This is a genomic window from Aquirufa rosea (genome assembly GCF_004118285.1).
Lineage (GTDB): Bacteria > Bacteroidota > Bacteroidia > Cytophagales > Spirosomataceae > Aquirufa > Aquirufa rosea.
In genome coordinates this window covers 279,306-306,255 of the sequence record NZ_SDHY01000003.1, presented here as the reverse complement: position 1 = coordinate 306,255, position 26,950 = coordinate 279,306, and the positions used below count along the sequence as shown (strand labels likewise).

Sequence of the window (26,950 nt, the reverse complement as noted above, 5' to 3'; positions counted from 1 at the left end):
TGGTTGCATGTTGTTAGGCCAATTATTTTTGAGTTTTAATCACTGCCTTCAAATTTGAATTAGATGGGTATATCAAATCTGCCTGGGAAGATTTGATCCCTGTAATGCTTTTAACAACTTGTAATTCCATTTTAGATTGATCTTTCAAGGAAACCACAGCCTTTTGAACAGTCAAATTGGGGGCAATTAATTCGGCGTTTTGATCGGTCGATGCTATTAACAAATCTGTACTTCCTTCGACAATAGCACTATGAAAATCATGTAAAACCACTTCCAACTTCGATTGATTAAATCCATTAATCTCAGTTCTGGCATTACCTCCCAATTCAACTTTTGCTAGCTTGGGTGAATGAATTTCAACTTGAATACCAGCTTGTAATTTGTTCAATTTCAAAACACCATTACTCACAGTTGCTTCAGTTAAAAAACTTGGCTTATCTGTTCCATCAAAGCGAATAAGATATTTATTACCAGGGACAATTCGTATGCTGGCACTCTCTGTATTTAAAGCTTCAATGGTTTGAAAATTTTCAAGGTCTTTACTAATGGAAAAATTAGCCCCCATATCATCACCTTTCGAACGATCCTCATGGAAAGATTCTTCTTTGTTCTCCATTGGCTCACGATTCAAACAGGTTAAACCTTTTTCTGGTGTAAAATTCCAAATGGATCCGACAAACAAATCTCCCGAACTTTCATTAAAATATCCCCCATCAATCTCATTTTCAATGTAATAGGCGAAATCTCGAGTCATACTGAAACTTTGGCCAAAAGGAATTAATACCTTGACACGCAAACGCTGATTTCTGAAACGCAGATTGGTAATACCAAAATGACTATCAAACACTATTTTATCTCCCTCTACTGAATAGCCATATTTAATACTTCTGGCATTTTTTTCAGCGTCTAAGCGATCCTTGCCATTAGATTTTGAAAATTCAATTACCTGAATAGTTGTACCGGAATAACCTTCAATGCTAATTTGGGCACGGGTAAATCCCTCGCGATTGTAATCATGTAAATCTTCTTCGTCTAAAATTTCATCAACTAACTCTCTGCTTCCCAACATTTTCTCCCAAATTGACTCCTGGGATTCTTTTTTAATATCCAATATGTAAGGCTTAGTAATTAATGAAATATCTTCCACTTGATTCACTGAGGCAGTTCTGGCAAAATTTTTACCGACCGTTGGTAAGGCAATGAAAAGTCCTATCCAGCCAATGATACATAAGGTGGTAGCAATGTATTGATAAGTTTTATTATAAAATTTACGATTAGCCAATAAAGAAACTCCCGAGATGATGATAGACACTAATATGGGTAAAACAGCAGCGATAAATGCTAGATAAGTCCAATTAGGCAAATCATTTGCCAATAAATACAATGGAATAGCCTCACCGAATGCAATTTGTACCTGACCATGGTCTAAACCTGAAAAACCCACAGATGAAAGAGTAATTAAGGCTATGATGCTACCTAAACCAAATATAGTTAAAATGATACCTACTGAAATTTGGAGGATCCAACGAAGGGCTACAAAAAAGCCTTTGAAAGCACCAAAAAATGCAGCAATCAACCTAAATGGAACTAATAAAATACGGGTAAGGGTACTTTCTTCTACTTCTCCTTCTTTTTGAAAATTCTTTTTGATGTTGTTCTCAATATTCTCCAACGTAATAGGCTCACCCGTCATTTCCATCTTATCTGTAAGGGTTTTAGCCTCTGGTGATATGGCTAATATCACCAGGTAGGCTACAATTCCTGAACCGAAAAACAAAACGGATAAAACGGCTAATACTCTCAATAATCCTAAATCCCAACCAGTGTAAGCAGAAAAACCTGCAATGACACCGCCTATTACTTTCCTTTCAGGGTCGCGATAAAATTTTCTGAATGACTTATCCTCTTCTAAATTGATTTCACCTGGAATAGCAATCCAGCAGATGATATATGCCCAAAAAATAACATTAGCTACATGGAATAAAGGAATTAACCCAAAGAATCCCACAATTATACACAAACGTACCCAGATAGGATCAGCATGCAAGTAACGAGCCAAGCCAGAGGCTACACCACCAATCATTTTTCTGGACAAATCTCTTCTAAACACTTTTGACTGAGGATTAGTCGAGGTGGAAGACTGACTTTGAGAATAGTTTTGATTACTTTCTTTCTTGTCCTCCTCACTTTCTAAAGCTTGGAAATCAGCTACAGTTCCTAAAGAAGCAATTAAGGCGTTTACGTGCTCCAAAGAAATCGCTTCGGTTTTTTCATCTTCACGAATTCCCCAAAATTTCTCAGCTATTCGAGCTTCAATGTCTGCTATTATCTCTTTTGAACCTTCGAAAGTCTCGAAGTACGCATGGATGGATTTGATATATGCATCCAATGTGGCAAACGCATCCTCCTCAATATGGAAGATAATACCGGCGATATTTATTGATAGGGTCTTTTTCATACAATGATAGATTTATGAGTTGGGGGTAGTAGGATTGGTTATTTGATGCACTGATCCTTGTAACTCATCCCAGGTTAAATGAAGTTCTTCTAAAAATTCTCCTCCTTTTTCTGTCAATACGTAATATTTACGTGGCGGGCCTGAGGAGGATTCCACCCATTTGTAATCTAAAAAACCAGCATTTTTTAAGCGGGTTAAAAGAGGATATAAGGTTCCCTCTACTACCATGATCTTTGCTGAGGTTAATTCTTCCAACATATTGGAAGCGTACACCTCGCCTCGCGAAATAATCTGCAGAATACAGAATTCCAAAATTCCTTTCCTCATCTGCACCTTGGCATTTTCTATATCCATCGGTTTCTGTGTTTTAATGTGATACAAAGCTACGTAAGGTACTTTGCATTACATAGTACCTTATAAACTTTTTTTTGATTTTTGGATAAACGGTGGCTAATTTGTGATGAATAGCCTTTATTAAGGCTGAAAAATCTGCACATGTTTAAAGAAGTTTCTTTACCACTAGCTTTTTATAATCGAGACACCTGGCTGAAGGTGGCATTTTTTGCAGTGTGTGTTTTCATGGCAGGCTTCTCACTGTATTTTACAGATGGACTGGTCTCTAAGCTCGAAGAGCGGGAAAAGCAGCAAATTGAGCTTTATGCAGAGACAATCCGCTATGTAATGACGAGCGATGAAAATGCAGATATAAATTTCTTTTTTGAGCGGATCAAAAAAATCAATGAAAACAATACTATTCCAGTGATCTGGAAAGATGGATCAGGCCACTTAAACTCCATCAATATTCCAATGCCAAACCAGCTTTCCACGGAGGCAAAACAGGATATTCTGAAACAAAAATTAACTGAAATTATTGCAGAAAATAATAAGCCCATAGAAATGGACATGGGTTTTCAGAAGGAATACATTTATTATGGTAATTCAAAATTGCTGAAATTACTTCGCTACTATCCTCTTTCACAATTACTCGTTGTACTCATTATTGGATTCTTAGGTTATATCTTTTTCTCTTATTCAAGAAGGGCTGAGCAAAATCGAGTGTGGGTTGGATTAGCTAAAGAGACAGCGCATCAGCTGGGCACACCGTTATCCTCATTAACAGCCTGGGTGGAAATCTTACGGAACGAACCCCAAGTGGATCCCAATATTGTAATCGAATTGAGTAAAGATATTCAACGTTTGGAAACCATTACTACACGCTTTTCCAACATCGGTTCGGCACCTATTTTAAAAGAAGAAAATTTGGAGGAGCTAATTAACACCTTCCTTCAATACTTAAAAAATCGTATTTCAAGTAAAGTAAACATAGATGTAATCAGCTATTTGGCTCCAGAGCAGTGCGCTAGAGTAAATAGATACTTGTTTGAATGGGTCATTGAAAATATTTGTAAAAATGGCGTAGATGCTATGAGTGGAAGCGGAAATATTCAAATTATTCTTTCAGAAGGAAAAAATAATGTCATATACATCGACATAACAGATACAGGTAAAGGCATTTCAAATAAAAACATGTCGAAGATTTTCTCACCAGGCTTTAGCACAAAAAAGAGAGGTTGGGGACTTGGACTGACATTGGCCAAGCGCATTGTTGAAAATTATCATGAGGGTAAACTTATTTTAAAATCCACCGAAATCAATAAAGGTAGTACCTTCCGAATTTCCTTGCCTAAGCCACCTATAACTGCATGAATTCCCCCAATTTAGTTTTTGGTTCTGCCCTCGTGGTGATTTCCATAGGTTATATTCTAAAAAGCCTAGGTTTTGTCAGCACGGGCGATGCTAAAAAGATTTCCAAGTTTTTAATGCATACCACCTTTCCTGCACTGGTATTTAGCACCATGATCAAGGTTCAATTTACTTCAGAGCTACTTTGGCTTCCGCTCATATGTATTTTATTTGCCTTATTGTGCTCATTCGTCGGATTTCATGTTTTCAAAAAAGAAGGTCCAGAGTATCGAGGTATTTTAACCATGGGATGCTCGGGTTATAATTTGGGTTTATTTGCCTACCCATTAATTGAGGGTATTTGGGGATGGAAAGGACTAACCTATGCGGCCATGTTTGATATTGGTAATTCATTTATCAATTTCATTCTTACCTATGGAATGGGGAATTATTTATCTGCACAAGCTAAAAAGGGGAACATGTGGAAACACGTTTTCAAACGTATTATGTCCCTATTCCCTTTCCAAGCCATGGTGATTGGTCTATTGGTTAATTTATTAGAAATACCTATTCCTTCTTTTATCAATGGAGTTATAGATACCATTGCCCAAGGAAATAAGCCATTAGTCTTACTATTAATGGGTATATATTTTAGTGTCAGGTTGCCCAAAAAATCCTTTATCAAAGTCTTTCAGGTATTAGGTATTAGATATATCCTTGGTTTATCCATCGGCTTGTTTTTATTCTACAGCCTTCCTTTTGATGCACATTTCAGAAATATGATGTTAATCTGTATCGTTCTTCCCGTAGGAATGACCCTCATTACTTATTCGGATGAATTGAATTTTGACACTTCCATTGCTGGGGCTTTAGTGAATTTTTCCATGTTGATTAGCTTCACACTCATGTGGCTACTTGTGGCAATATTCCATATGTCAACCGCCTAAACCGAATTATTTTGGTAATTTGCGGAAACAAACGAATTCAAAATACGTTTGTCAATATATCAATCTTCTAATATGGTAGTCCCTTACAAAGATCAATCGCAAGGAAAAAAAGAGCAAGTAGCTGAGATGTTCAATTCCATTTCGCCGAAATATGACTTTTTAAATCATTTGCTTAGCGGCGGAATTGACATTATCTGGAGGAAAAAAGCGATTAACTTATTGAAAAATAAGGGAATCAAGACCTTGCTGGACATTGCTACTGGAACGGGAGATTTTGCCATAGAAGCCTTGAAAATTCAACCGGAAAAAATCATTGGAGTGGATATTTCTCAAGGGATGCTCAATTTTGGTATCGAGAAAATCAAAAAAATGGGTTTGGAAAATCGTATCCACCTACAACTAGGAGACTCTGAAAAATTACCTTTCGAAGATGAAAGCTTTGATGCCATCACCGTTAGTTTTGGTGTTAGAAACTATGAAAACCTAGAAAAGGGATTAACTGACATGTTGCGGGTATTAAAACCTGGGGGATATTGCCTGATTCTTGAATTTTCAAATCCAAGAAAATTCCCAATGAAACAATTATACTCTTTTTATTCTTCTTTCATCTTGCCACTTTTGGGCAAAATGATATCCAAGGATCCTGCAGCATATACTTACTTACCTGAATCGGTTCAAGCCTTTCCTGATGGCGAAAATTTTCTTTCAATCTTTCACCAAGTAGGATATGTCAGTACTAAATGGATTCCAATGACAGGAGGTATCTGTTCCATCTATTTAGGTCAAAAATCAAACTAGCAATTTGAAAAAATACATTATCCTTCTTGTATTCAGTTTAGTTGGCTTTCATTCCTTAGCCCAAGGAAATAAATACGTTCGAATCAATAACGAATTTTATGACGACAAAAGGGTCCATTTCGGATTCCTTTTTGGTCTTAGCTCAACGAATTTTAGCATGAAGGCAGATTTATTAAAATCTCCAAGTTTATCTCCTAGAAACTTCGGGTTTCAAATTGGAGGTTTGGCAAATTACTCTTTCAATCGATTTTTCGAATTAAAATCCGGTATAAATATTGCCTTGTACGACAGAGAAATCACCTTTATTAATGCGAATGGCGAAGACACCAATATCACTCGTGAATCTACTTGGTTTGAAATACCTGTGCTCTTAAAATACAAATCCCTACGTAGAATGAATCACCGAATGTACGTATTGGCCGGTTCTAAATTTGGGATAGAAGCCAATGTCAAAAAAAATAGTTCGGCTTTGAGTGCTCAAAATATAGACCTCGCTATTGAATACGGTTTTGGCTTTGAGGGCTTTTTTAAATATTTCAAGTTTACCCCAGAGATACGTTTTTCACATGGAATTGCCAACCTCTATTCGGCTCCTTCAAGTACTACTAGTCCATATTCCAATGTAAGTAGATTGAATAGCCACAACGTTACCTTGTACATCAATTTCGAGTAGTTCCTATTTCAGACCTTTGCGAGCCAACTTAGGATCCACTTTCGTTTCCATCACACTCACCGCTGACACACCAAACCATCCTGCTCCTTGTAAAGTAGAAGAAGGATTGAGATTTTGAACATTAGTAGGGATGTTAGCGGCTGGCCTTGAGAATAAGCCCGCATTATTCAACTCTAAGCGTGCCTGAGAATAAAAATTATATTGTTCCTCTGAAATAGAATACAACTCCACCTTGATTAAATCATTGGCCAAATAAAGCTCTGGAGAAATAGCCCTACGAATGGGTAAATTGAATACCAATCCATCGGAAGCTGCACCTTGCTGAAATGCCCCATCATAGATCACGGCTAAGTTGGAAGGATCATTGAACAGTTTACCATTTTTATACGCTTTCACTCGATAACAATCTCCCAAACCAAGAAAATCTTTGGCAAAAAACTGGGCATCATAGCCTTCTTTAGGCTTATCATCACCACGTTGACGACCAGAAGCTTCATCAAACTGATACAACAAAGAATCAATGGTAGGTACTCGTCTCATGGTAGCAGATGCCGTAAAACGTTCATTGGACCAATTCACAGATAATTGATAAGTCATTCCCAATTTCCCTAAGATTTCGGTATTGTTAGTCGGTTGCCATACGTATGTCCCCATCTGATCCTTTTGTTCCACAAAAACATACTCTTTACCCATATTATCTCGCACCTTAACCTCTGCACCAGAAATTTTGGGTGCTGCCGAATTGTCAAAATAGGCCTGTGATTTGGTAAGATATATCTTTTGAGGTCCCGGTAAATTGGTCAATGTAGCCTCCACCACCAAATAATTATTTGATTTTGGACTGTCTAAAGTAACCACCTCTTCGCAAGAACTTAAAAAAAGCACCGCTAAAATAGAAAAAATATATAGTGACTTCATTTTCATATTAGAACGTGAAATTATATGTAACAGCAGGAACGAATGAACCTATGATAGACAATTGGACTGCTTCGGTTTGAACAGAATTGTCTTCATTGGGTCTGGTGTAAATTGAAAATGGATTTTTACGGTTGTATAAATTATAGACGGAGAACACCCACTCTGAGCTTCCTTTCCCGAATAATCCCTTCTTGTTTTTCTTAGTTGCCGAAACATCCAAACGGTGGTAATCCGGCACACGAATATTGCCTCTTGTTCCGGGTAATGTTTGTGGGTATGCTATACCCTCATAAACATATTTTTGAACAGGAATGGTATAAGGTACACCTGTGATAAAAGCAAAATTAGCACCAAAAGACCACTTGGCAGACAAAGCATATTGACCGATTAAATTGAAGGTATGGGTACGATCATATCGACTGGTATACCATTCATTATTATTAATTCCTTCAATTTTCCGCTCTGTTCTAGCTAAGGTATAACTCAACCAGCCCGTTAGCTTTCCTACGTTTTTTTTGACAAAAAATTCCAAACCGTAAGCACGTCCATCACCAAATAAGAGGTCCTTCTCAAAATATGGATTCAAAAACAAATTGGCACGGTCCGAATAATCAATTTGATTCTGCATCTTCTTATAATACACCTCAATGGATGCTTCATAGTCATTCCCATTCTCCCCATAGTTCTTGAAATAACCTAAAGCTACTTGATCGGCGATTTGTGGCTTAATATTATTCGTGGAACTTGTCCAAACATCTAATGGAGTGGATGCTGCTGTATTGGACATCAAGTGCACATATTGAGCTAATCGGTTATAACTTGCTTTGATGGATGAAGCTTCACTCAATGACCAATTCAAGGCTGCCCTAGGCTCAAAATTTCCATAAGAAGCAATAACCTGATCTGGATTCACTCGGTAAATCTGAAGCACATAGCCAGAGGGATTTTGCGCTGTCATAGGAACCGCTATTCGATTGTAATACTCACCATCCAGACTTTGATAAGAATAATGGGAGTACCTTAGACCGTATTGAGCAGAAAAACTTGGTGAAAGCTTCCATTCATCCCCTACATAAAAGGAGGTTTCCAAACCTCTCTTGTTTGCCTGCCCAAATTCACGCTTCTCTCCTACCGAAGAGGCAACTGCTTTACCTGGCTTAAATTCATAAGAAAGTATCTGTCCACCAAAGGTCAAGGTATTTTCTGGCGTGATATAATAGGTAAAATCCGGTTTGAAACTTAGATTAACAATATTAGAAGTCCAGCGGAAGGAATCATTGGGTCGCTTGTTTTGCAAATCTGAATCCAATAAGTAATCGTAATTACTGTAGAAACTGGTCGCGTTTAAAAATAACTTATTAGAAAACACGTGATTCCAACGAGCTGATAAAGTACCATTCCCCCAGTTAAATCCAAAGCCCGTTCCAAAAACGTCTCGACCAAAATATCCCGACAAAAAAACGGTATTTTTTGAGTCAATGTTGTAATTAACTTTTGCCGTTAGGTCATAAAAATTAAATTGCGCATTGGCGTTATTTCCAGTTAAAAAAGGCTTGGCTAGTATGTCTATGTAAGATCTACGAGCCGCCACAATGAATGAAGCTTTATCTTTAATTAAAGGGGCCTCCACAGAAAGTCTTGAAAAAATAACCCCAATTCCCCCATTCACTTCTAGTTTCTTGGTATTTCCTTCTTTCATTTTAACGTCCAAAATGGATGAAACTCTACCACCGTATTGAGCTGGAATACCCCCTTTGAACAACTTCACATCTTTAACCGCATCAGGATTAAAAACAGAGAAAAAACCAAATAAATGGGATGAATTATATACAGGAGCATCATCCAACAAAACCAAGTTTTGGTCAACCCCTCCCCCACGAACATTAAATCCAGATGCTCCTTCCCCAACAGTACTTACCCCTGGTAAAAGCTGAATAGCTCTCACCAAATCTACTTCACCCAATAAAGCAGGAATTCTTTTGATGGTTTTTATATCAATCTTATTAACTGACATTTCAATACTTTTCACATTTTCATCTACAGCCTTAGCAGTAACTTTCACCTCCGCCAACTCATTGTTGAGCGGCTTTAATTCTACAGAAAACTGCTGATTTTGAGCAGAAAATCGAATCTTTTTCTCTACTCGTTCATAGCCTGTATAAGAAAAAACCAGGGTGTATTCACCCGGAGCTAGAGTCAAGCTATAAAAACCATAAGTATTGCTTTGGTTTCCCACTTTGAGTTCCTTGACATACACATTTGCTCCGATTAGACCTTCCCCGTCTGAACTATCTTTGATATAACCGCTTAAAGTAGATTTTTGAGCATATGCAGAACTGCAAAGCAGACTAAATATGACGATTACTAAGTTTTTAAATTTCATTGATTTGATAAGTTGAACACTGGGATTAGTAATTACATAACAAGTTAAACCCATTAGACGACAATAAAGTTTCAAAAACTGATAATCTTTAAAAATTTAACATTTGTGTATTTTTAAAATAAATCAGTAACATATTACCGATTTATTTTTATTTTAATTTTTTATACTACTTTTACATCACAATCAAGAGAAAAAGAGATGGACTTGAAAATTTTCGGCGAAATTATCCGTGAAAAGAGAAGTGCACTTCGACTAAACCAGAATGAACTGAGCGAGAAAAGCGGTGTGGCTATCAAAACCATTCATTCCATCGAATTAGGAAAAGGAAATCCAGCCATCAAAACCATTCTCCGATTGTTTGACATACTTGAACTAGATTTAATCGTCATTGCCTCTAAACCTTAATTTTTTCACCATGGAACAGGCCATTAGTTTTGAAAGAGTACCCACTCGTATTTATTCCGATTCAGAAAAAGCTTCTAAAGCGGTAGCTCATGAAATTGCCAGCCTAATTCGAGAAAGAGCCAAGGAAAAAAAACCCGCTGTCTTGGGATTAGCGACTGGCTCCTCACCTAAAAAAGTGTATCAAGAGTTAATCCGAATGCACAAAGAAGAAGGTTTGAGCTTTAAAAACGTCATCACCTTCAATTTAGACGAATACTATCCTATGCAACCTGATGCCATTCAGAGTTATGTTCGCTTCATGAAGGAACAATTGTTCGATCATGTTGACATTCCTCTAAATAACATCAATATCCCAGATGGCACGCTACCCATTGAGAAAATTCCTGAATTTTGTAAGGATTATGATGAAAAAATAGAAAAATTAGGAGGCCTAGATTTTCAATTATTAGGAATTGGCCGCAATGGACATATTGGTTTCAATGAGCCTGGGTCTTTAATCAATTCTAAAACCCGTCTGATGACCTTAGATATCAGCACGAAAATTGATGCGGCCATCGATTTTGGAGGATTGGAAAAAGTGCATAAGAAAGCCATCACCATGGGTGTAGAAAAAATCATGCATGCCAAGCGTGTGATTTTACTTGCATGGGGAGAGCATAAAGCAGAAAGTGTAGCTCGCGCTGTAGAAGGCCCAGTGACATCCGACATCCCTGCCTCTTACTTACAGCAGCACAATAACGCCACCTTCATTTTAGATGAAACTGCCGCTGCTGCCCTCACTCGCATTAAAACACCTTGGGTAGTAGATTCTGTGATTTGGGATCGTAAAATGATTAAAAAGGCGGTAACCCATTTAGCTTTACAGTTAGATAAGCCTGTATTAAAGTTGACAAACAAAGATTATAATGAACACGGTCTTTCTGAATTGTTATCATTATATGGTCAGGCTTACGATATCAATATTGAAGTATTCAACTACCTGCAACATACCATTACAGGTTGGCCAGGAGGTAAACCCAATGCTGATGATACCCATCGTCCTGAAAGAGCTTTCCCTGCTAAAAAGAAAGTAATCATTTTTAGCCCACACCCAGATGATGATATCATTTCCATGGGAGGTACTTTCCAGCGTTTACATGATCAAGGACATGATGTACATGTGGCTTATCAGACCTCTGGAAATATAGCGGTGGCTGATGATGAAGCTCTAAGGTTTGCGGAATTCGTGGTAGATTTCAATGAGAAATTCGAAAGCTCTAACCCAAAGGCCAACAAAATTTATAAGGAAGCCGTTAAATTTTTAAAGAGCAAACGTGACTCTGAGATTGATATTCCTTCTGTAAGAGAAATCAAAGGTTTGATCAGAAAAGGTGAAGCCAAAAACACTTGTCGATTTGTAGGTATCAAAAAAGAGAATACGCATTTCTTAGAAATGCCTTTTTATGAAACTGGAACAGTGCGTAAAAAACCTATTGGCGAGGAAGACATTCAAATCATCATGAATTTAATTGAGGAAATACAACCTCATCAAATTTATGCTGCAGGTGATTTAGCGGATCCTCACGGAACTCACAAGGTTTGTTTGGATGCCATTTTGGAAGCTATTCAACGCTTAAAACACCGTGAATACATGAAAAACTGCTGGGTTTGGTTATACAAAGGTGCCTGGGCAGAGTGGGATATTGACCAAATTGAAATGGCAGTACCCATGTCACCCGATCAAGTATTCCAAAAACGTATGGGTATATTCAAGCACCAATCGCAAAAAGATGGTGTGGTATTCCAAGGAGATGACTCACGTGAATTCTGGCAAAGAGCAGAGGAAAGAAATCGTGGCACAGCCAATATATATAACAAACTAGGATTAGCTGAATACGAGGCCATGGAAGCCTTTGTTCGCTGGAGATTTTAATTAACCGACCTAAACCAAAGCCTCATATAAGATCACGGCAGCATGCTTCGCTTCGCGTTGTGTACCGTCGTGAATCTGATGGCGACAACTCGTTCCAGAGGCTGCAATAATCACCTCAGGAGCCTGAGCTCTGACTGTTGGGAATAGAACTAATTCCCCGATTTGCATCGACAAATCATAATGCTCCTTTTCATAGCCGAAAGATCCGGCCATGCCACAGCATCCGGAAGGAATCAGTTGTACCTCATAATTACTAGGCAAAGACAAAGCTTTCTTAGCTGGTATTAAAGAACTGATAGACTTTTGCTGGCAATGTCCATGCAATTTGATCAAACGTTTTTCTTGAGTAAATTGACTAGGAGACACACGTTTCGCTTCCATTTCACGGGCTATAAACTCCTCTAGTAATAGGGCATTTTTAGCCAAATGTGTTGCTTTTTCTACCCATTCATCAGTTACCAAGTCGGGATATTCATCACGGAAAGTTAAAATAGCAGAAGGTTCAATTCCAACCAAAGGCACCTCTGAACTTACTAATTCACTCCACAATTCTACATTCTTTTGAGCCAATTGCTTTGCCTCATCTAACATTCCTTTTGACAAAAAAGATCTACCCGAAATAGGATGTTCTAATGTCCGTACTTCATAGCCAAGAGCTTCGAGCAACAATACTGCTTTTCTTCCTACTTCGGCATCATTGAAATTGGTAAATTCATCCACAAACAAATACAATGCTTTGCTGGAACTAATACCCTTTCTATTTTTCAACCAAGCCTTCAGTGTTTGATTTGCCAATAAAGGCATGCTTCGCTCCGGATGGAAACCTACGATTTGATTGGCTATCCTTCGTAAGAAAGGAGTCCCCATGACTAAATTATAGGCAAATGGGATTTTAGAAGCTATGGAAGAAATGGTGGAAAAATTCCCTACCAACCAGCTACGGATGGGTAATCCCTTTTCCTTTTGATATTGATACAAAAATTCCATTTTCAATTTGGCCACATCTACATTGGATGGACATTCAGATTTACATCCTTTGCAAGCCAAACACAAATCCATCACCTCTTTTATTTCCTCATGAGCAAAGCGGTTTTCTTTTGGAGAGCGTGTCAAAAACTCTCGCAAGATATTAGCCCTGGCTCGGGTCGTCTCTTTTTCATTTCGCGTAGCCATGAAAGATGGACACATGGTGCCACCTGAAACTGGAGTTTTTCTACAGTCTCCAGATCCATTGCATTGCTCTGCATGTTGCAATACATCTTGGTCATGGTAACGAAAAGCTGTTTTGAACTCCGGGGTTTGTTGGCCTGCCTCATACCGCAAAAAGCTATCCATGGGCGGAGTATCCACTATCTTGTTGGGATTAAAAATACCTTGTGGATCCCACCATGATTTCAATTCCCTCATCAATTGGTAATTGGACTCACCCACCATCCAAGGAATAAACTCACCTCTTAAGCGGCCATCACCATGTTCCCCAGATAAAGAACCTTTATACTTTTTCACCAACCTAGCTATTTCCTCAGCGATGTGACGAAACAACTTATGTCCCTCTTTCGTCTTAAGGTTGATAATAGGCCTTAGATGTAATTCACCCGTTCCGGCATGTGCATAATGCACACAGTATAAATTGTTCTCTGAAAGTATTTCGTTGAATTCCGCAATGAATGCTGGTAAATCATTCACATCTACCGCTGTATCCTCAATCACGGCTACCGCCTTCTCATCTCCCGGTAAATTAGACAATAAACCTAGGCCAGCCTTTCTTAAATCCCACACATTCTTCACTTGATTCCCCGTAATGAAAGGAAAATGATAGCCTAAATTTTCAGCCATCATCGCTTTTTCAACCCCCTTAGCCTGTTCAGCTAATTTCTCTGGATCATCTGAACGAAGTTCCACCACTAAAATGGCTCCGGGATCTCCCTCCACAAAAAATCGATTTTTTCTTTGTTCTGGATTGGCTTTAGTACACTCTAAAATATAGTGATCCATCAATTCCGAAGCCGATGGATTAAATTGGATGGCAATTAAATTAGCTCTTAAAGCTTCATCAATAGTATTGAAATGCGCACAAACTAATCCCAAATGCTTTGGAGGCAGTTTGTCGACATGTAGTTTAATCTTCGTAGCAAAACATAAAGTACCCTCAGAGCCCGCTAATAAGGAACAAAAATTAAATGGAGGCATTTGCGGATCAAAAACCTCTGAATTCAATAACATGTCCAAAGCATATCCCGTATTTCTACGATGAATGCTGGGCTTAGGAAATTCCTCTCTAATTTCTTGCTGTCTTTCTGGATTAGAAAGAGCCTCTAAAGTTTTGGAGTAAATAGTAAACAGGCGTGATCCTTCTTCCAAATTCTTTAGCGTTTCAAATGGATTTTCCGCTCGGAAATTCACCAAAGTACCATCCGATAAAAAACCTTCTACCTCCAAGACATGCTCACGGGTAGAACCATAAACGATGGAATTAGACCCACATGAATTGTTCCCTAACATTCCTCCTATCATGGCACGGTTAGCTGTGGATGTCTCTGGTCCGAAGAATAAACCATATTTTTTGAGCTCCACATTCAACACATCCCTCACGACTCCTGGTTCTACCCATACATAGGACTCCTCGGGATTGATTTCTAAAATTTTATTAAAAAACTTAGAAACATCTACAATCAAAGCCTTTCCCACCACTTGCCCAGCCAAAGAAGTCCCGGCGGTACGTGGAATCAACGGAATGGTATGTTGTGCAGCAAAACGAATAATGACCTCTAAATCTTGCTTAGTTTCTGGAATCACAACTCCCAAAGGCATCTCACGGTATGCCGAGGCATCTGTAGCGTACAAAGTACGCATGACAGAGTCCGTATACAATGTTCCTTGGATTTTCTCAGCTAAATCAGCCAAGACTGGAGTCGTTTCAACAGTAGAAAGCATGCCGTCAATTTATTTTAAGAACGCAATTTAACCAAACCTTGCGTGAGTAGCAATTGAGCCAGGATATATGTGGACATTACCCAAAAGGAATTACCTGGGAATGAATGATAGAATTTATTAATGGCTAATAAACTGTCGGAAAGCACAAACAAAATAGCCCCTAGAAAAACCCATTGGTAATTCCATGTACTCACACTTGCCTTTCTTTGAGAAGCAAACCAAAGCATAGTTCCCAAACTTATGGCATATACCACAACGGGAATTGCCAGGCCAAAGTTCATGTTTGGCAAAAGTAAAGCCAATAAAACTAGCACATAAATGGCAACCAATAAGGTCATTCCATTAATAGGCACTAGAACTTGTTTAATATGTCCTTTGAACAAATAAATGTAAATCCATTGCATAATTAGGAAGCCGCCTAGCCCTAATTGAAAAAACAGGGGATTATTTCCAGGAACCATCAGAAACACATCACCCAGCCAAGCAAAAAAAAGAGCGGCTAATACCAAAGGTTTACGATCAACTTCCGTGCTAATACCCACATATACCATCAAACAAATCATCAATGCAGGTTTAGCCCAATATTTAATTTCTGACAAAGAAGGAAATATCATGGGCAACAAGACGTCCAAAAAAGCCGCCACTCCATACAAAAGCAAGAAAAATTTCGGCCCCTTCATCCCTTTATTTTAAATATTGACCTTCGCAAATCTCCTGGTCAATGATAAAATTGGGGCGACTTTTCGACTGAAAAAATATACGCAAAATATATTCTCCCAAAATACCAATAGCTAAAAGCTGAATACCTCCAAACAATATAATCACGAATAATAAGGAAGTAAATCCCTCAATGACATGGCTAAAAAAGAGCTTTTTCATAACCACATAAATGAAATAAACGACAGACGAGCTTATCGCTATGAAACCTAATGTTGATACAAATTTGATCGGGAATTCACTAAAATTAAAAATTCCATTTAATGCCAATTGTATTAGTTTGGAAAAGGTATATTTAGAATCTCCAAAGGCTCTTTCCTGTCTATTGTATGCGATGCCTACTTGCTTGAATCCTATCCAAGTTCTCATTCCACGAATAAATCGGCTCTCTTCTGGCATTTGGTTGAGAATATCCACCACCTTTCTTCCGATAAAGGAGAAATCACCACTATCTAAAGGAATATCTACGTTAGCAATTTTCTTTAATATCCGATAAAATACAAAGTAAGCCATGCGCTTGTACCAAGGTTCTTTCCGCTTTTCACGGATGGCATAGACTACCTCGTAACCTTCCTTGTATTTAGCATAAAAATCTTCCAATAATTCAGGTGGATCTTGCAAATCGCCATCCAACACAAAAACCCCTTCAGAGCCTCTAGCTACAGACAAACCAGCTGTGAGTGCTAATTGGTGACCATGGTTTCTAGATAAAAGCACCACATGAAAACGTGAATCAGCCAATGCCAATTGTTGCAACATGGCCCGGGAATTATCCCTGCTTCCATCATCAATCAACACAGCTTCTAATGATATGGGGGATTGATCCATTATTTTGGTCAAGCGCTCCACCAGGGTAGGCAAATTACTCTCCTCGTTATACACAGGGATCACGAAAGATACCTGGGGAATTCCATTGGTCATGCTTCTAATATCTATATTTCCCTTTTTTGAAATCAAAAATAAGCAATCTTCTGCCATTTTTTTTCTTTAAAAGTACGGAATCTTGGATTAAGGTATCTATTTTCTGAAGGTATAGATCACTTGGTTCAAAGTACACATTGGTCAGCTGTGCGTCACTGACATCAGCAACCCTTGTCTGTAAATGAGCCGAATTTAAAAAATTACTCATCCGAGATGGATAGAAAACCGTATCCCCAAGTTGATAATATTTCTTAATTTTCTGAGCAATGTAAGGGTAGGGATTAGAGATTCTATCGTGAGCGAAAGTGTATTTTTGAGGCTTGTCACTATACAATGGCAAAATCAATTGAACCAAGTAATTCACCTGAATGAATAAAAATATACTGGCTACAATTTTTGCCCAGACATTTAGCTGAAAGATATACTCCGCAAATCCTACCGTAATAAATATACCAAAGGGTAATCCAAAACTTGCATATCGCAAAAAATAACCTGTGGTAGTACCCGCATTAATGGCAGTAGCTATCAAAACCAGTATGGGGAATATAATTTGTATGAATCCCAAAATATATACTGCCCTAGCCTCTCTGTTCAACTTTTTCAGCCAAGAAAACACTCCCGCCCCAAAAAGCAACAAACACACGGCCCCGATTTTGAATCCATGACGAATATATAGATCATTGGTCCATAAAAACTGATCAGAAAGAATAGAAACCGTTCTTTTGAATAGATTTCCTGGACTAGCCGCTTCAATCCATCCTAAGATGGGTCCATTGGTATTTAAATAATCTAGGTATTGTCTGGCTGCGTCCGCTTGATAAGCTAAAAAATATTTGCCTGGACCCCACAGCATCCAACAAGCAAAAGGAAAAATCACAATAATTCCGGAGAGGATGTGTTTTTGCCAAAACTTCCAAGTGTTTCTCTGGGTGAATGAAAACAATACTTGACCCAATAAAACTAATGCTGTCAAATAGGTACTAAACAGGGCACCAATGCTCGTCAGTATCCATCCTACCCATCTATTTCTACTGTTTTTCTGCTGTTGCTCCGCTTGCATGGCAGACCAAAAAAAGAAATTAGAAGCTGTGGTAAAAAAGATACTAGTGGTATAATTACGGGCTTGTTGGCTGTATATCACAAAAAATGGTTCCAATACCGCTAGAGCTAAAATTAGGATTGGAAAGCTTTGTGAACCAGGTCGAAGCCTTCTCGCCCAAAAAAAGATTAACCAAAGAGTTAACATGTTAAAAAGCACTGAAACGGAGCGTAAGACTCCATCTTCTTTCCCGAATAGGAATGCAAAAAGTTTGAGCATCATGTCATGCACCAAACTATTGCCGCTGACATCTCCGCGAGCATCAGCATCCAACCAAGCTTTTAGCCCTCTGTCTGCCCAAAAATCTCCAGGAGTAAATGTTTTGGGAGGTGCCAATAAATCAGTCATACCACCAAAATTGGTATTTCCTACAGCGATGAGTAAACTCTGTTTTTCGTCTCCAAATAAACCAAATTGACCAATGTGGTAGACGCGTAAGACCAATGCAAGAAGCATCAATGCAAAAAAACTTCCCACAAATAGACCTTTATTCTTCATTTGAACACATTAGCTAAAAAACATAAAAATCACTTGATGTCGCCATCAAGTGATTTTTCAAACACAATTTGAAACTGAATAACAGCTTTTGATTAAGAACCACAGGCCTCACATGCTTCAGGATTATCTAGAGAGCAGGTCATATCGGCTCTATTTTGAGCATCAGTATCTGTAAATGAAGCAGCGGAGGCAGCTTGCTGTTTAGCATACTGCATTTCTGACTCATGTACTGAATTTGTCTGCTCAATGGCCACCTCAGCTTGTTTTTCAATAGTGAATTTGATGGCATCTGCTGCAGCCTTGGTGCGCAGGTAATACATACCTGTCTTCAAGCCAAGCTTCCAAGCGTGGAAGTGCATGGATGTTAACTTTCCAAAGTTCACATCTTGAATATGAATGTTCAAACTTTGAGATTGACAGATATAAGCACCACGGTCGGCTGCCATCTCTAAGATAGTCTTCTGCTTAATCTCCCAAACTGTTTTGTATAGATCTTTTAAATCTTGAGGTATTTCTGGAATATTCTGAACAGAACCGTTTGCTGCAATCAGCTTGTTTTTCATGCCTTCATTCCACAATCCTAACTTGATTAAATCCTTCAATAAATGCTTGTTCACAACAGCAAACTCTCCAGATAATACACGACGAGCGTAGATGTTAGAAGTATAAGGCTCAAAGCACTCATTGTTTCCTAAAATCTGGCTGGTAGAGGCAGTAGGCATAGGAGCTACTAACAAGGAGTTGCGTACTCCGTTTTCAACCACTAAACGACGAAGCGTCTCCCAATCCCAACGACCTGACTCAGGACTTACCCCCCACATATCAAATTGGAAAATACCTTTAGAGATAGGAGAACCTTCCCAAGTAGAATATGGTCCTTCCACTTTAGCTAGCTCCATGGATGCTTCCATAGAAGCGAAGTAAATCGTTTCAAAGATATCTTTGTTCAACTGTTTCGCAGCGGCTGACTCGAAAGGCATACGCAACATGATGAATACATCAGCCAAACCTTGAACACCGAGTCCGATTGGACGGTGACGCAAGTTGGAATTTCTTGCCTCAGGTACAGGGTAGTAGTTCACATCGATAATCTTATTCAGATTACGAGTCGCTGCTTTGGTTACTTCATATAATTTTTGGTGATCAAAAGCCAGCACACCTTGTTCGTTCATACGAACATATTTAGGCAATGCCAAAGAAGCCAAGTTACATACTGCCACCTCATCCTTGGAAGTATATTCCATAATCTCAGTACATAGGTTAGAAGACTTAATCGTACCTAAGTTCTTTTGATTGGATTTCTTGTTGGCATGATCTTTGTACAACATGTATGGAGTACCTGTCTCAGTTTGTGATTCTAACACTTTGAACCATAATTCTTGTGCTTTCACTACTTGACGAGCTTTTCCTGCCAACTCATATTTTTCATATAAGGCCTCGAACTCCTCCCCATATGCATCAGAAAGACCTGGGCACTCATGTGGGCAGAACAATGACCATTCTGCATTTTCTTCTACCCGCTTCATAAATAAGTCAGGTATCCAAAGAGCATAGAATAAATCTCTCGCTCTCATTTCTTCTTTACCATGGTTTTTCTTCAACTCAAGGAAATCAAACACATCAGCATGCCATGGTTCTAAATAGATAGCAAATGAGCCTTTGCGCTTACCTCCACCTTGGTCGACATAACGCGCTGTATCATTGAATACACGCAACATAGGAATGATACCATTGGAAGTTCCATTGGTACCCTTAATATAAGAGCCTGTAGCACGGATATTGTGAATGCTTAAACCAATACCCCCTGCAGATTGTGAAATCTTAGCCGTTTGCTTTAGGGTATCGTAAATTCCTTCAATGGAATCATCTTGCATAGTTAACAAGAAACAAGATGACATTTGAGGCTTAGGAGTACCCGCATTAAACAAGGTTGGGGTGGCGTGAGTAAACCAACGCTCCGACAATAAATTATAAGTATCAATAGCCGCTGCGATGTCCGCTCCGTGAATACCTACTGCCACACGCATCAACATATGCTGAGGACGCTCTGCTATTTGACCATCTAATTTCAACAAATAAGATTTCTCTAAGGTCTTGAAACCAAAATAGTCATATCCAAAGTCACGATCATAGATAATGGCCTCATCTAATTCAACTGCATTTTTCTTAATGATATCGTACACCTCCTTGGAAAGCAAAGCAGCGTTTTGACCTGTCTTTGGGTCAATGTACGTATACAAACGCTTCATAGTAGCCGAAAAAGACTTCAAAGTATTCTTGTGAAGGTTAGAGATGGCAATACGCGCTGCCAAGACCGCATAATCTGGGTGCTTGGTGGTCAGAGAAGCTGCAGTCTCTGCTGCTAAATTATCCAATTCCGTAGTCTTAACTCCGTCATAAAGTCCAGTAATCACTTTTCTAGCAACCTCAAGGGGTTGTACAAAAAAAGGATCTAAGCTGTAGCATAGCTTCTCAATTCTTGCAGTGATTTTATCGAACTTGACAGACTCACGGCGACCGTCTCTTTTGATTACGTACATATTTATATAATTAGAAATTAACTTCAATTTAATCGGTGTACAACCCGTTCAAAAAACAAAAGATTCCCGCTCTAGAAAATTTCTTATCTATAGTATCCAAGCTAATTTTGCCTGAAAAATGATTGGGCGGTTTTGTTTTTAAAGCTTTAACTTCATCCAAGGATTGCATAGTCCTTGGGAGGGTTGGGCACTACGTAAAATTAGAAAAAAAGAACCCTGCTTGCAAACTATTTTTTCTCCAAAAAAAATAAAAAAAATAGGCTTATTTGAAATACAATATGCAAACAATGGCAAGTCAATTCGTTACGACATTCGCGTCTTTGAAAAGTACCAGAAAATATTTTTCAAGATTTTTTAAAGCTGGTAGAAGTTGGCAAAAACGCCAAAAAATTGTTGTGAGATTTTTTTGGAATTCCCCTGTAAATTTTTAATTTTGCATCCCAAATTAACAGACCATCCTCCCATTGGTCTTCCTCATAAAACAAATGGACGGCAGGGAATCGTCATTATTTTAGCAACATGAAAAAAGACATTCACCCAGAATACAAAGAAGTTGTATTTCACGATTTATCAGCAGATTACAAGTTTTTAACTCGTTCTTGCGTTCATACCACGGAAACAACAGAATTCGAAGGAGCAACTTACCCAGTATTTAAAATTGAGGTTTCCTCTCAATCACACCCATTCTACACAGGTAAAAATGTGTTATTGGATACTACTGGACGTGTGGATAAATTCAATAAGCGTTACGCTCAAAAAAACTAATCCAAACAAAAACGTAATGAAGCCTCCCCGAACTTGTTTCAGGGAGGCTTTTTTATTGTATTTTTACCGCATGCTGGAAAACGTCAACTTCTATAATGATCCACTCTTGGTCCAATCATTGAGACCCTTAAGCTATTATCGTACCCTTGATCAATTGTGGCTAGGAACAAGTACCATCAGAGATAAATGGCAAGCTCTGAACATACAAATATCAGACCCAAGCCAACAGCTCAACATTTTGGGCTCTTTACTCCCTGACCCAGCCACAGTATCCGCCATTTCAGCATTAGAAGACCACACAGTCCTAATGCAAGATCGGCAGGTCCTGGCATTTGTTGGATCAGAGACTCATCCAGAAATTACCAGCAAGAAAAAAATTATCTATACCGGAAATGCCCAATGGATTCAGTACCCAGAGGATTTATTGGTTCACCAAGCTGCTACCTTGTGCCAGGAAATACAAGCGGCACCTTTTGACTTAGAAAAATACCAAGCCCTAGGCAATATCATCATAGCGCCTGAAAATTGTTTTATACACCCCAAGGCTCAAATGAAGGGCTGTATGTTAGATGCTAGTTCTGGACCTATCTTCCTAGGTGAGGATGTCAACTTACAAATGGGAACTATCATTCAAGGACCTGCAGCCTTTTTGAAAGGATCTACATCCAATCTTGGAGCTAAAATCAGGCCAAATACCACCATTGGACCAGCCTGTAAAGTAGGTGGTGAAATTAATCATTCTATATTTTTCCCCTACAGCAATAAGGCCCACGAAGGTTATATTGGAAGTTCGGTAATCGGAAGTTTTAGTAACATGGGAGCTCTTACCAGCAACTCTAATCTCAAAAATGATTTAAAGCCCGTCACACTATTCGACTACGGCCTAAAACAAAGCCGAAATACAGGACTAAAAGCGCTAGGAATCATCATGGGTGATTTTGTGACCACAGGTATACATAGCAAATTCAACACCGGAACGGTGATTGGCTGTCATTGCAATATCAGTAGCCAAGCTTTTTTACCCAAATTCATACCTTCCTTTACCTGGGGAGAATACCCCAAGGTACAAAGCTATCACATGGCAAAAGCCCTACAGGTAGCTTCAGATTGGATGTCATTAAAACAACAAGGTATTCCTGAAAATCTGACACAGGTCATGGAAGAAATTTGGAAAGAGGAGGCTTCTTTCCGAACTTAGCCCTTTCGTTTACTTATTCCAATAAGCATGCTTTTTAAGGACATTCCAGGCTTATTTGACATTAAAAAAACATTGAGTGCAGCTGTAAGAAACCAACATATAGCTCATGCTCAATTGTTTCATGGACCCTATGGTGGACCTCAGCTAGCCATGGCGTTGGCATTTACCACCTATCTATTTTGTAACAACAAACAAGGAGATGATGCCTGTGGGCAATGTGCGAGTTGCCAAAAGATGAAAAGGACGGTACACCCCGACCTCGTATTTCTTTTCCCAACCATCAGCACAAAAAAGGTAAAAGAACCCGAATCGGATTTATTTTTACCGGAATGGAGAAATTTCATTGGCGAATCTCCTTACCGTACCTTACCAGAATGGCTCGTTTTTTTAGGAGCTGAAGGCAATAAACAGGGAAATATTCCGGTGGAAGAAACCCGAAAACTAATTCCCAAAATCAGTCTAAAACCTTTTGAAGCACCTTTCAAAGTGGTAATTCTTTGGACTCCAGAATCATTAAATGCCTCCTCAGGAAATGCCCTTTTAAAGACACTGGAGGAACCCCCATCTACTACCCTTTTCTTGTTGGTATGTTCCGATCCACAAAAATTATTAACAACGATTATCTCCAGAACCCAGCGGATAAAAATACCACAAGTGGAGGAAAATCACTTAGCCGATTTTTTAGTTGAAAAATCAAGTATTGAGTATGAAAAAGCCCTGCAACTGGCTCAAAGTTCAGAAGGTAACATGGCATGGGCTTTGGAAAAATCCGCTTCAGAAAATTTAAGTACTTCCACCTGGTTTGCTGAGTGGATGCGAGCAGTTCATTCTAAAAATCTCAGCAAATTGGTTCTTTTGGCTGAGCAGTATGACGGCTTTGCCAAGGAGGACCAAAAGGGCATTTTGGAATATGGTCTACATGTTTTCCGCCAATGTGTTTATCAGATTGCCGGAACGACACAATTGATTAAAGCGCTTGAAAAAGAAAAAAAATTCATCGAAAATTTTTCCAAAACCCTAAGTCAGGAAAAGATTGAAAAAATGGCCAGCAAGGTATCCGATGTTCATTATCATTTGGAAAGAAATGCCAGGGCCAAAATGGTCCATCTGGATTTATCACTACAATTTGTTCGAATCTACCACAGCCCTAAAAACGTTTGATTATGACCCATATAAAAATAGGAACTAGAAACTCGGTATTAGCACTTTGGCAAGCCAATCACGTGGGGCATTTGTTAGAAAGCATAGGCTTTAGCTATGAACTTATAGCCATTAGTACCAAGGGTGACCAAGTGCTGGATCGTTCCTTATCTAAAATTGGGTCCAAAGGAGTCTTTACAGAGGAATTGGAAAGTATGCTTCGAGAAGGGAGTATTGATATCGCACAACATTCCGCCAAAGATTTACCTTCTCATTTACCTGATGACTTGGAATTAATAGCCTTTACTGAGCGAGAAGCGGCGCATGATGTGGTACTTAGCTTAGATCCAACTCTCAGATTAAATAGTGACAAAAAATTACGCATTGGCACCTCATCAACCAGGAGAAGGGCTTTTCTTCAGCATTTATATCCTCAGCATGAAGCGGTTGAAATGCGAGGAAATCTTCAAACGCGCTTAGAAAAACTTAAACAAGGTACTTGTGATGCTATGCTATTGGCATATGCGGGTGTTCATCGAATGGAGATGACTTCATATATACAAGAACATTTGGATTTATCGCAATTTGTCCCAGCGGTTGGCCAAGGTTCTGTGGCTATTCAATGTGTCAAATCATTAGATTCTTACATCAAAGAACAAATCAGAATGGCCTGTAATCACCTAGATACAGAAAAATGCTTATTGGCTGAACGTAGTTTATTGTATCAATTAGAGGGTGGTTGCAGTGTTCCAGTGTATGGACATGCCCAATTAAAAGAGGAACAGATCCAATTGACCGCTGGTGTTTTAAGTTTAAATGGTCAACAAAAATTAGAATTCACAAAAATCGGTACTGATCCTCAAATTTTAGGCGAACTATTAGCCGGAGATTTGGTAAATTCGGGTGCTAGAAAAATTTTACAAACCATTAGAGCCGAGTTAAATTCATAATCTAGTAGAAGTTTCGCATGAAAAAGAGAATTTTAATTACTGGTTCCAATGGCTTATTAGGTCAAAAATTGGTTCAATTGCTATTGAAGCAGTCAGACATCGACTTAATTGCCACCGCCAAAGGACCTAATCGGCTTGAATCGCAGGTAGGATACACTTATGTTTCTCTAGATATAACTCAAGAAAGCGAAGTAATGCAAGTATTTGAACAATACAAGCCTCAGGTATTGATTCATACGGCAGCTATGACCAACGTAGACACTTGTGAAATTGATCCCGCCGGATGTGAGTTACTCAATGTAAGGGCTGTTCATTATTTGATTCAGGCATGTGATTCCGTGGGAACTTTTATGGTACATTTATCCACAGACTTCATTTTTGATGGAGAAAATGGACCATATGATGAAGAAGCACTGCCCAATCCTATATCTATTTATGGAGCCAGTAAATTAGCTGCAGAAAAACTACTACAAGAATCTTCTATCCGGTGGGCAATTGCTCGAACCGTTTTGGTTTTTGGAATAGTTCAAGATATGAGTCGTACGAACATCATCTTATGGGTAAAAAAATCCTTGGAAGAGGGTAAATCCATTCAAGTAGTAACTGATCAATTCCGCACGCCTACTTTAGCAGAAGATTTGGCCATTGGATGTTGGTTGATTGCCCAAAAAGAAATTGAAGGAGTGTTTAATATCTCAGGATCGGATTTCTTAACACCCTATGAAATGGCTATCAAAACGGCTAATTTCTTTCAATTACCCGTAGATCTAATCAAGAAAGCGGATTCTTCCACCTTTCAGCAAGCGGCTAAAAGACCTCCGAGAACCGGCTTCATCTTAGATAAAGCAAAAAAACTCCTCGGATATCAACCTAGGAGTTTTGACGAAGGCATTGCCCTAGTAGCAGAGCAAATTGGTTCTTAATCCTCGGAAGATTCTTCATCCTCCAAAGAAATTTCATTCTCCTTGTTGTTTTTCGGATGGGATATTAAAAGCTCCGCTTGGAACCTCTCATTTTCTTCTTGCAAAGTATTCCAAAGAACATCTTTCAGTTCTTGGATTCCTTCTTGTGTAATGGAAGAAATAAATACAAGGGGTAAATCGGCAGGCAAACTGGCGGTGATTTCGTCCTTCATTTCAGGGATAGAAATGTCCATTTTGGAAATTACAATGACCCTTTGTTTTTGAAGAAGTTCTGGATTAAACTTCGTCAGCTCTCCCAAAAGTATCTCGTATTCCTTGACCCAATTGGCCGCATCTGCAGGAATTAAAAAACAAAGTATGGAGTTACGTTCAATATGACGTAAAAAGCGCAAACCTAATCCTTTACCCTCGGAGGCACCCTCGATGATTCCCGGAATATCCGCCACTACAAAAGACTTGTAATCTCGATAGGCGACCACGCCCAATTGAGGGACCAAAGTAGTAAAAGGATAATCAGCAATTTCAGGTTTTGCGGCAGATAGTACAGATAATAAAGTGGATTTACCCGCATTAGGGAAACCTACTAGACCCACATCCGCTAGAACTTTTAATTCCATAATCACCCAGCGATCTTGTCCTTCTTCTCCTGGCTGCGCATGACGAGGCGATTGGTTAGTAGAAGATTTAAAATGCGTATTCCCCAATCCACCTCTACCTCCTGGTAAAAGCAGAACCTTTTGTCCATCTTCGGTTACTTCGGCCAAAAACTCTTGACTCTCTGCATCTTTCACAATGGTTCCCAAAGGTACCTCGATGTACACATCTTCTCCTTCTGCACCAGATCTTCTACCTCCTTCACCACCCTTGCCATTCTCGGCAATGATATGTTTTTGATATTTTAAATGAAGTAAAGTCCAAAGTTGAGCATTTCCAACTAAATAGATATGTCCCCCTCTACCTCCATCACCGCCATCCGGGCCACCTTTGGGCACGTGTTTTTCCCTTCTAAAATGAGAAGAACCCGTTCCACCTCGTCCGGAGCGAACATTTATTTTAACGTAGTCTATAAAATTGGATGTCATAATTTC

General features: G+C 38.9%; 21 protein-coding genes. 11 read left to right on the top strand and 10 right to left on the bottom strand.

Annotated features, from left to right (window positions below; translation table 11 throughout):
• Nucleotides 1–22 precede the first annotated feature (22 nt).
• Together ESB04_RS06420 and ESB04_RS06415 are read right to left on the bottom strand one after the other, a co-directional pair.
• A complete protein-coding gene (locus tag ESB04_RS06420; protein ID WP_129026900.1) occupies nt 23–2,458 on the bottom strand; it encodes a PspC domain-containing protein in 2,436 nt (811 codons plus the stop codon).
• A gap of 12 nt (nt 2,459–2,470) precedes the next feature.
• Nucleotides 2,471–2,812: a PadR family transcriptional regulator gene (locus ESB04_RS06415; RefSeq protein WP_129026899.1), complete on the bottom strand. Its 342-nt coding sequence runs from the start codon at nt 2,810–2,812 to the stop codon at nt 2,471–2,473.
• Nucleotides 2,813–2,953: 141 nt separating this feature from the next.
• Between ESB04_RS06415 and ESB04_RS06410 the strand changes: the two genes are divergently transcribed.
• From ESB04_RS06410 to porT, 4 genes are all read left to right on the top strand, one after another.
• The gene (locus tag ESB04_RS06410; RefSeq protein ID WP_129026898.1) at nt 2,954–4,165 is read left to right on the top strand and encodes a sensor histidine kinase; all 1,212 of its coding nucleotides are present in this window, start codon (nt 2,954–2,956) and stop codon (nt 4,163–4,165) included.
• The gene (locus tag ESB04_RS06405) at nt 4,162–5,088 is read left to right on the top strand and encodes an AEC family transporter (protein WP_129026897.1); all 927 of its coding nucleotides are present in this window, start codon (nt 4,162–4,164) and stop codon (nt 5,086–5,088) included. Before ESB04_RS06410 ends, ESB04_RS06405 begins: the two co-directional genes overlap by 4 nt.
• Nucleotides 5,089–5,160: 72 nt before the next feature.
• Complete coding sequence (gene ubiE / locus ESB04_RS06400) at nt 5,161–5,886, top strand: bifunctional demethylmenaquinone methyltransferase/2-methoxy-6-polyprenyl-1,4-benzoquinol methylase UbiE (protein WP_129026896.1); 726 nt, start codon at nt 5,161–5,163, stop codon at nt 5,884–5,886.
• 4 nt (nt 5,887–5,890) lie between these two features.
• Nucleotides 5,891–6,559, top strand: a complete 669-nt coding sequence (gene porT, locus ESB04_RS06395) for a type IX secretion/gliding motility protein PorT/SprT (protein WP_129026895.1) — start codon at nt 5,891–5,893, stop codon at nt 6,557–6,559.
• Between the two features lie 3 nt (nt 6,560–6,562).
• On the opposite strand, the gene ESB04_RS06390 is transcribed toward porT, so the two are convergent.
• Both ESB04_RS06390 and ESB04_RS06385 read right to left on the bottom strand, forming a co-directional pair.
• Nucleotides 6,563–7,477: a DUF4249 domain-containing protein gene (locus ESB04_RS06390; RefSeq protein ID WP_164969610.1), complete on the bottom strand. Its 915-nt coding sequence runs from the start codon at nt 7,475–7,477 to the stop codon at nt 6,563–6,565.
• 7 nt (nt 7,478–7,484) lie between these two features.
• Nucleotides 7,485–9,860, bottom strand: coding sequence for a TonB-dependent receptor (locus tag ESB04_RS06385; protein WP_129026893.1), 2,376 nt, complete (start codon nt 9,858–9,860; stop codon nt 7,485–7,487).
• 198 nt (nt 9,861–10,058) lie between these two features.
• Between ESB04_RS06385 and ESB04_RS06380 the strand changes: the two genes are divergently transcribed.
• Nucleotides 10,059–10,265: a helix-turn-helix transcriptional regulator gene (locus ESB04_RS06380; RefSeq protein WP_129026892.1), complete on the top strand. Its 207-nt coding sequence runs from the start codon at nt 10,059–10,061 to the stop codon at nt 10,263–10,265.
• Between the two features lie 10 nt (nt 10,266–10,275).
• Nucleotides 10,276–12,177: a glucosamine-6-phosphate deaminase gene (gene nagB, locus ESB04_RS06375; protein ID WP_129026891.1), complete on the top strand. Its 1,902-nt coding sequence runs from the start codon at nt 10,276–10,278 to the stop codon at nt 12,175–12,177.
• Nucleotides 12,178–12,186: 9 nt separating this feature from the next.
• Here nagB and ESB04_RS06370 read toward each other — a convergent pair whose 3' ends face one another.
• The 5 genes from ESB04_RS06370 to ESB04_RS06350 form a co-directional block, all read right to left on the bottom strand.
• Nucleotides 12,187–15,111: an FAD-binding and (Fe-S)-binding domain-containing protein gene (locus tag ESB04_RS06370; protein ID WP_129026890.1), complete on the bottom strand. Its 2,925-nt coding sequence runs from the start codon at nt 15,109–15,111 to the stop codon at nt 12,187–12,189.
• Between the two features lie 14 nt (nt 15,112–15,125).
• Nucleotides 15,126–15,791, bottom strand: coding sequence for a lysoplasmalogenase (locus ESB04_RS06365; protein WP_129026889.1), 666 nt, complete (start codon nt 15,789–15,791; stop codon nt 15,126–15,128).
• 4 nt (nt 15,792–15,795) lie between these two features.
• On the bottom strand, nt 15,796–16,806 hold the full coding sequence (locus ESB04_RS06360) for a glycosyltransferase family 2 protein (protein WP_235832187.1): 1,011 nt from the start codon (nt 16,804–16,806) through the stop codon (nt 15,796–15,798).
• Nucleotides 16,754–18,346, bottom strand: a complete 1,593-nt coding sequence (locus tag ESB04_RS06355; protein WP_129026888.1) for a glycosyltransferase family 39 protein — start codon at nt 18,344–18,346, stop codon at nt 16,754–16,756. Before ESB04_RS06355 ends, ESB04_RS06360 begins: the two co-directional genes overlap by 53 nt.
• A gap of 92 nt (nt 18,347–18,438) precedes the next feature.
• Nucleotides 18,439–20,886, bottom strand: coding sequence for a ribonucleoside-diphosphate reductase subunit alpha (locus ESB04_RS06350; protein WP_129026887.1), 2,448 nt, complete (start codon nt 20,884–20,886; stop codon nt 18,439–18,441).
• A gap of 519 nt (nt 20,887–21,405) precedes the next feature.
• Between ESB04_RS06350 and ESB04_RS06345 the strand changes: the two genes are divergently transcribed.
• Genes ESB04_RS06345 through ESB04_RS06325 form a run of 5 tightly spaced genes read left to right on the top strand, consistent with a single transcriptional unit; the run spans nt 21,406 to nt 25,862 of the window.
• A complete protein-coding gene (locus tag ESB04_RS06345; RefSeq protein ID WP_129026886.1) occupies nt 21,406–21,651 on the top strand; it encodes a type B 50S ribosomal protein L31 in 246 nt (81 codons plus the stop codon).
• A gap of 16 nt (nt 21,652–21,667) precedes the next feature.
• Complete coding sequence (locus tag ESB04_RS06340) at nt 21,668–22,849, top strand: putative sugar nucleotidyl transferase (RefSeq protein ID WP_164969609.1); 1,182 nt, start codon at nt 21,668–21,670, stop codon at nt 22,847–22,849.
• Nucleotides 22,850–22,876: 27 nt separating this feature from the next.
• Entirely contained in the window at nt 22,877–24,010 is a 1,134-nt protein-coding gene (locus tag ESB04_RS06335) for a DNA polymerase III subunit (protein ID WP_129026884.1), read from the top strand.
• A 2-nt stretch (nt 24,011–24,012) separates the two neighbouring features.
• Nucleotides 24,013–24,939, top strand: a complete 927-nt coding sequence (gene hemC, locus ESB04_RS06330) for a hydroxymethylbilane synthase (RefSeq protein WP_129026883.1) — start codon at nt 24,013–24,015, stop codon at nt 24,937–24,939.
• 17 nt (nt 24,940–24,956) lie between these two features.
• A complete protein-coding gene (locus ESB04_RS06325) occupies nt 24,957–25,862 on the top strand; it encodes an SDR family oxidoreductase (RefSeq protein ID WP_129026882.1) in 906 nt (301 codons plus the stop codon).
• Here the strand turns inward: ESB04_RS06325 and obgE are convergent.
• Nucleotides 25,859–26,947: a GTPase ObgE gene (obgE, locus tag ESB04_RS06320; protein ID WP_129027041.1), complete on the bottom strand. Its 1,089-nt coding sequence runs from the start codon at nt 26,945–26,947 to the stop codon at nt 25,859–25,861. The two genes, ESB04_RS06325 and obgE, sit on opposite strands and share 4 nt — an antisense overlap.
• Nucleotides 26,948–26,950 lie beyond the last annotated feature (3 nt).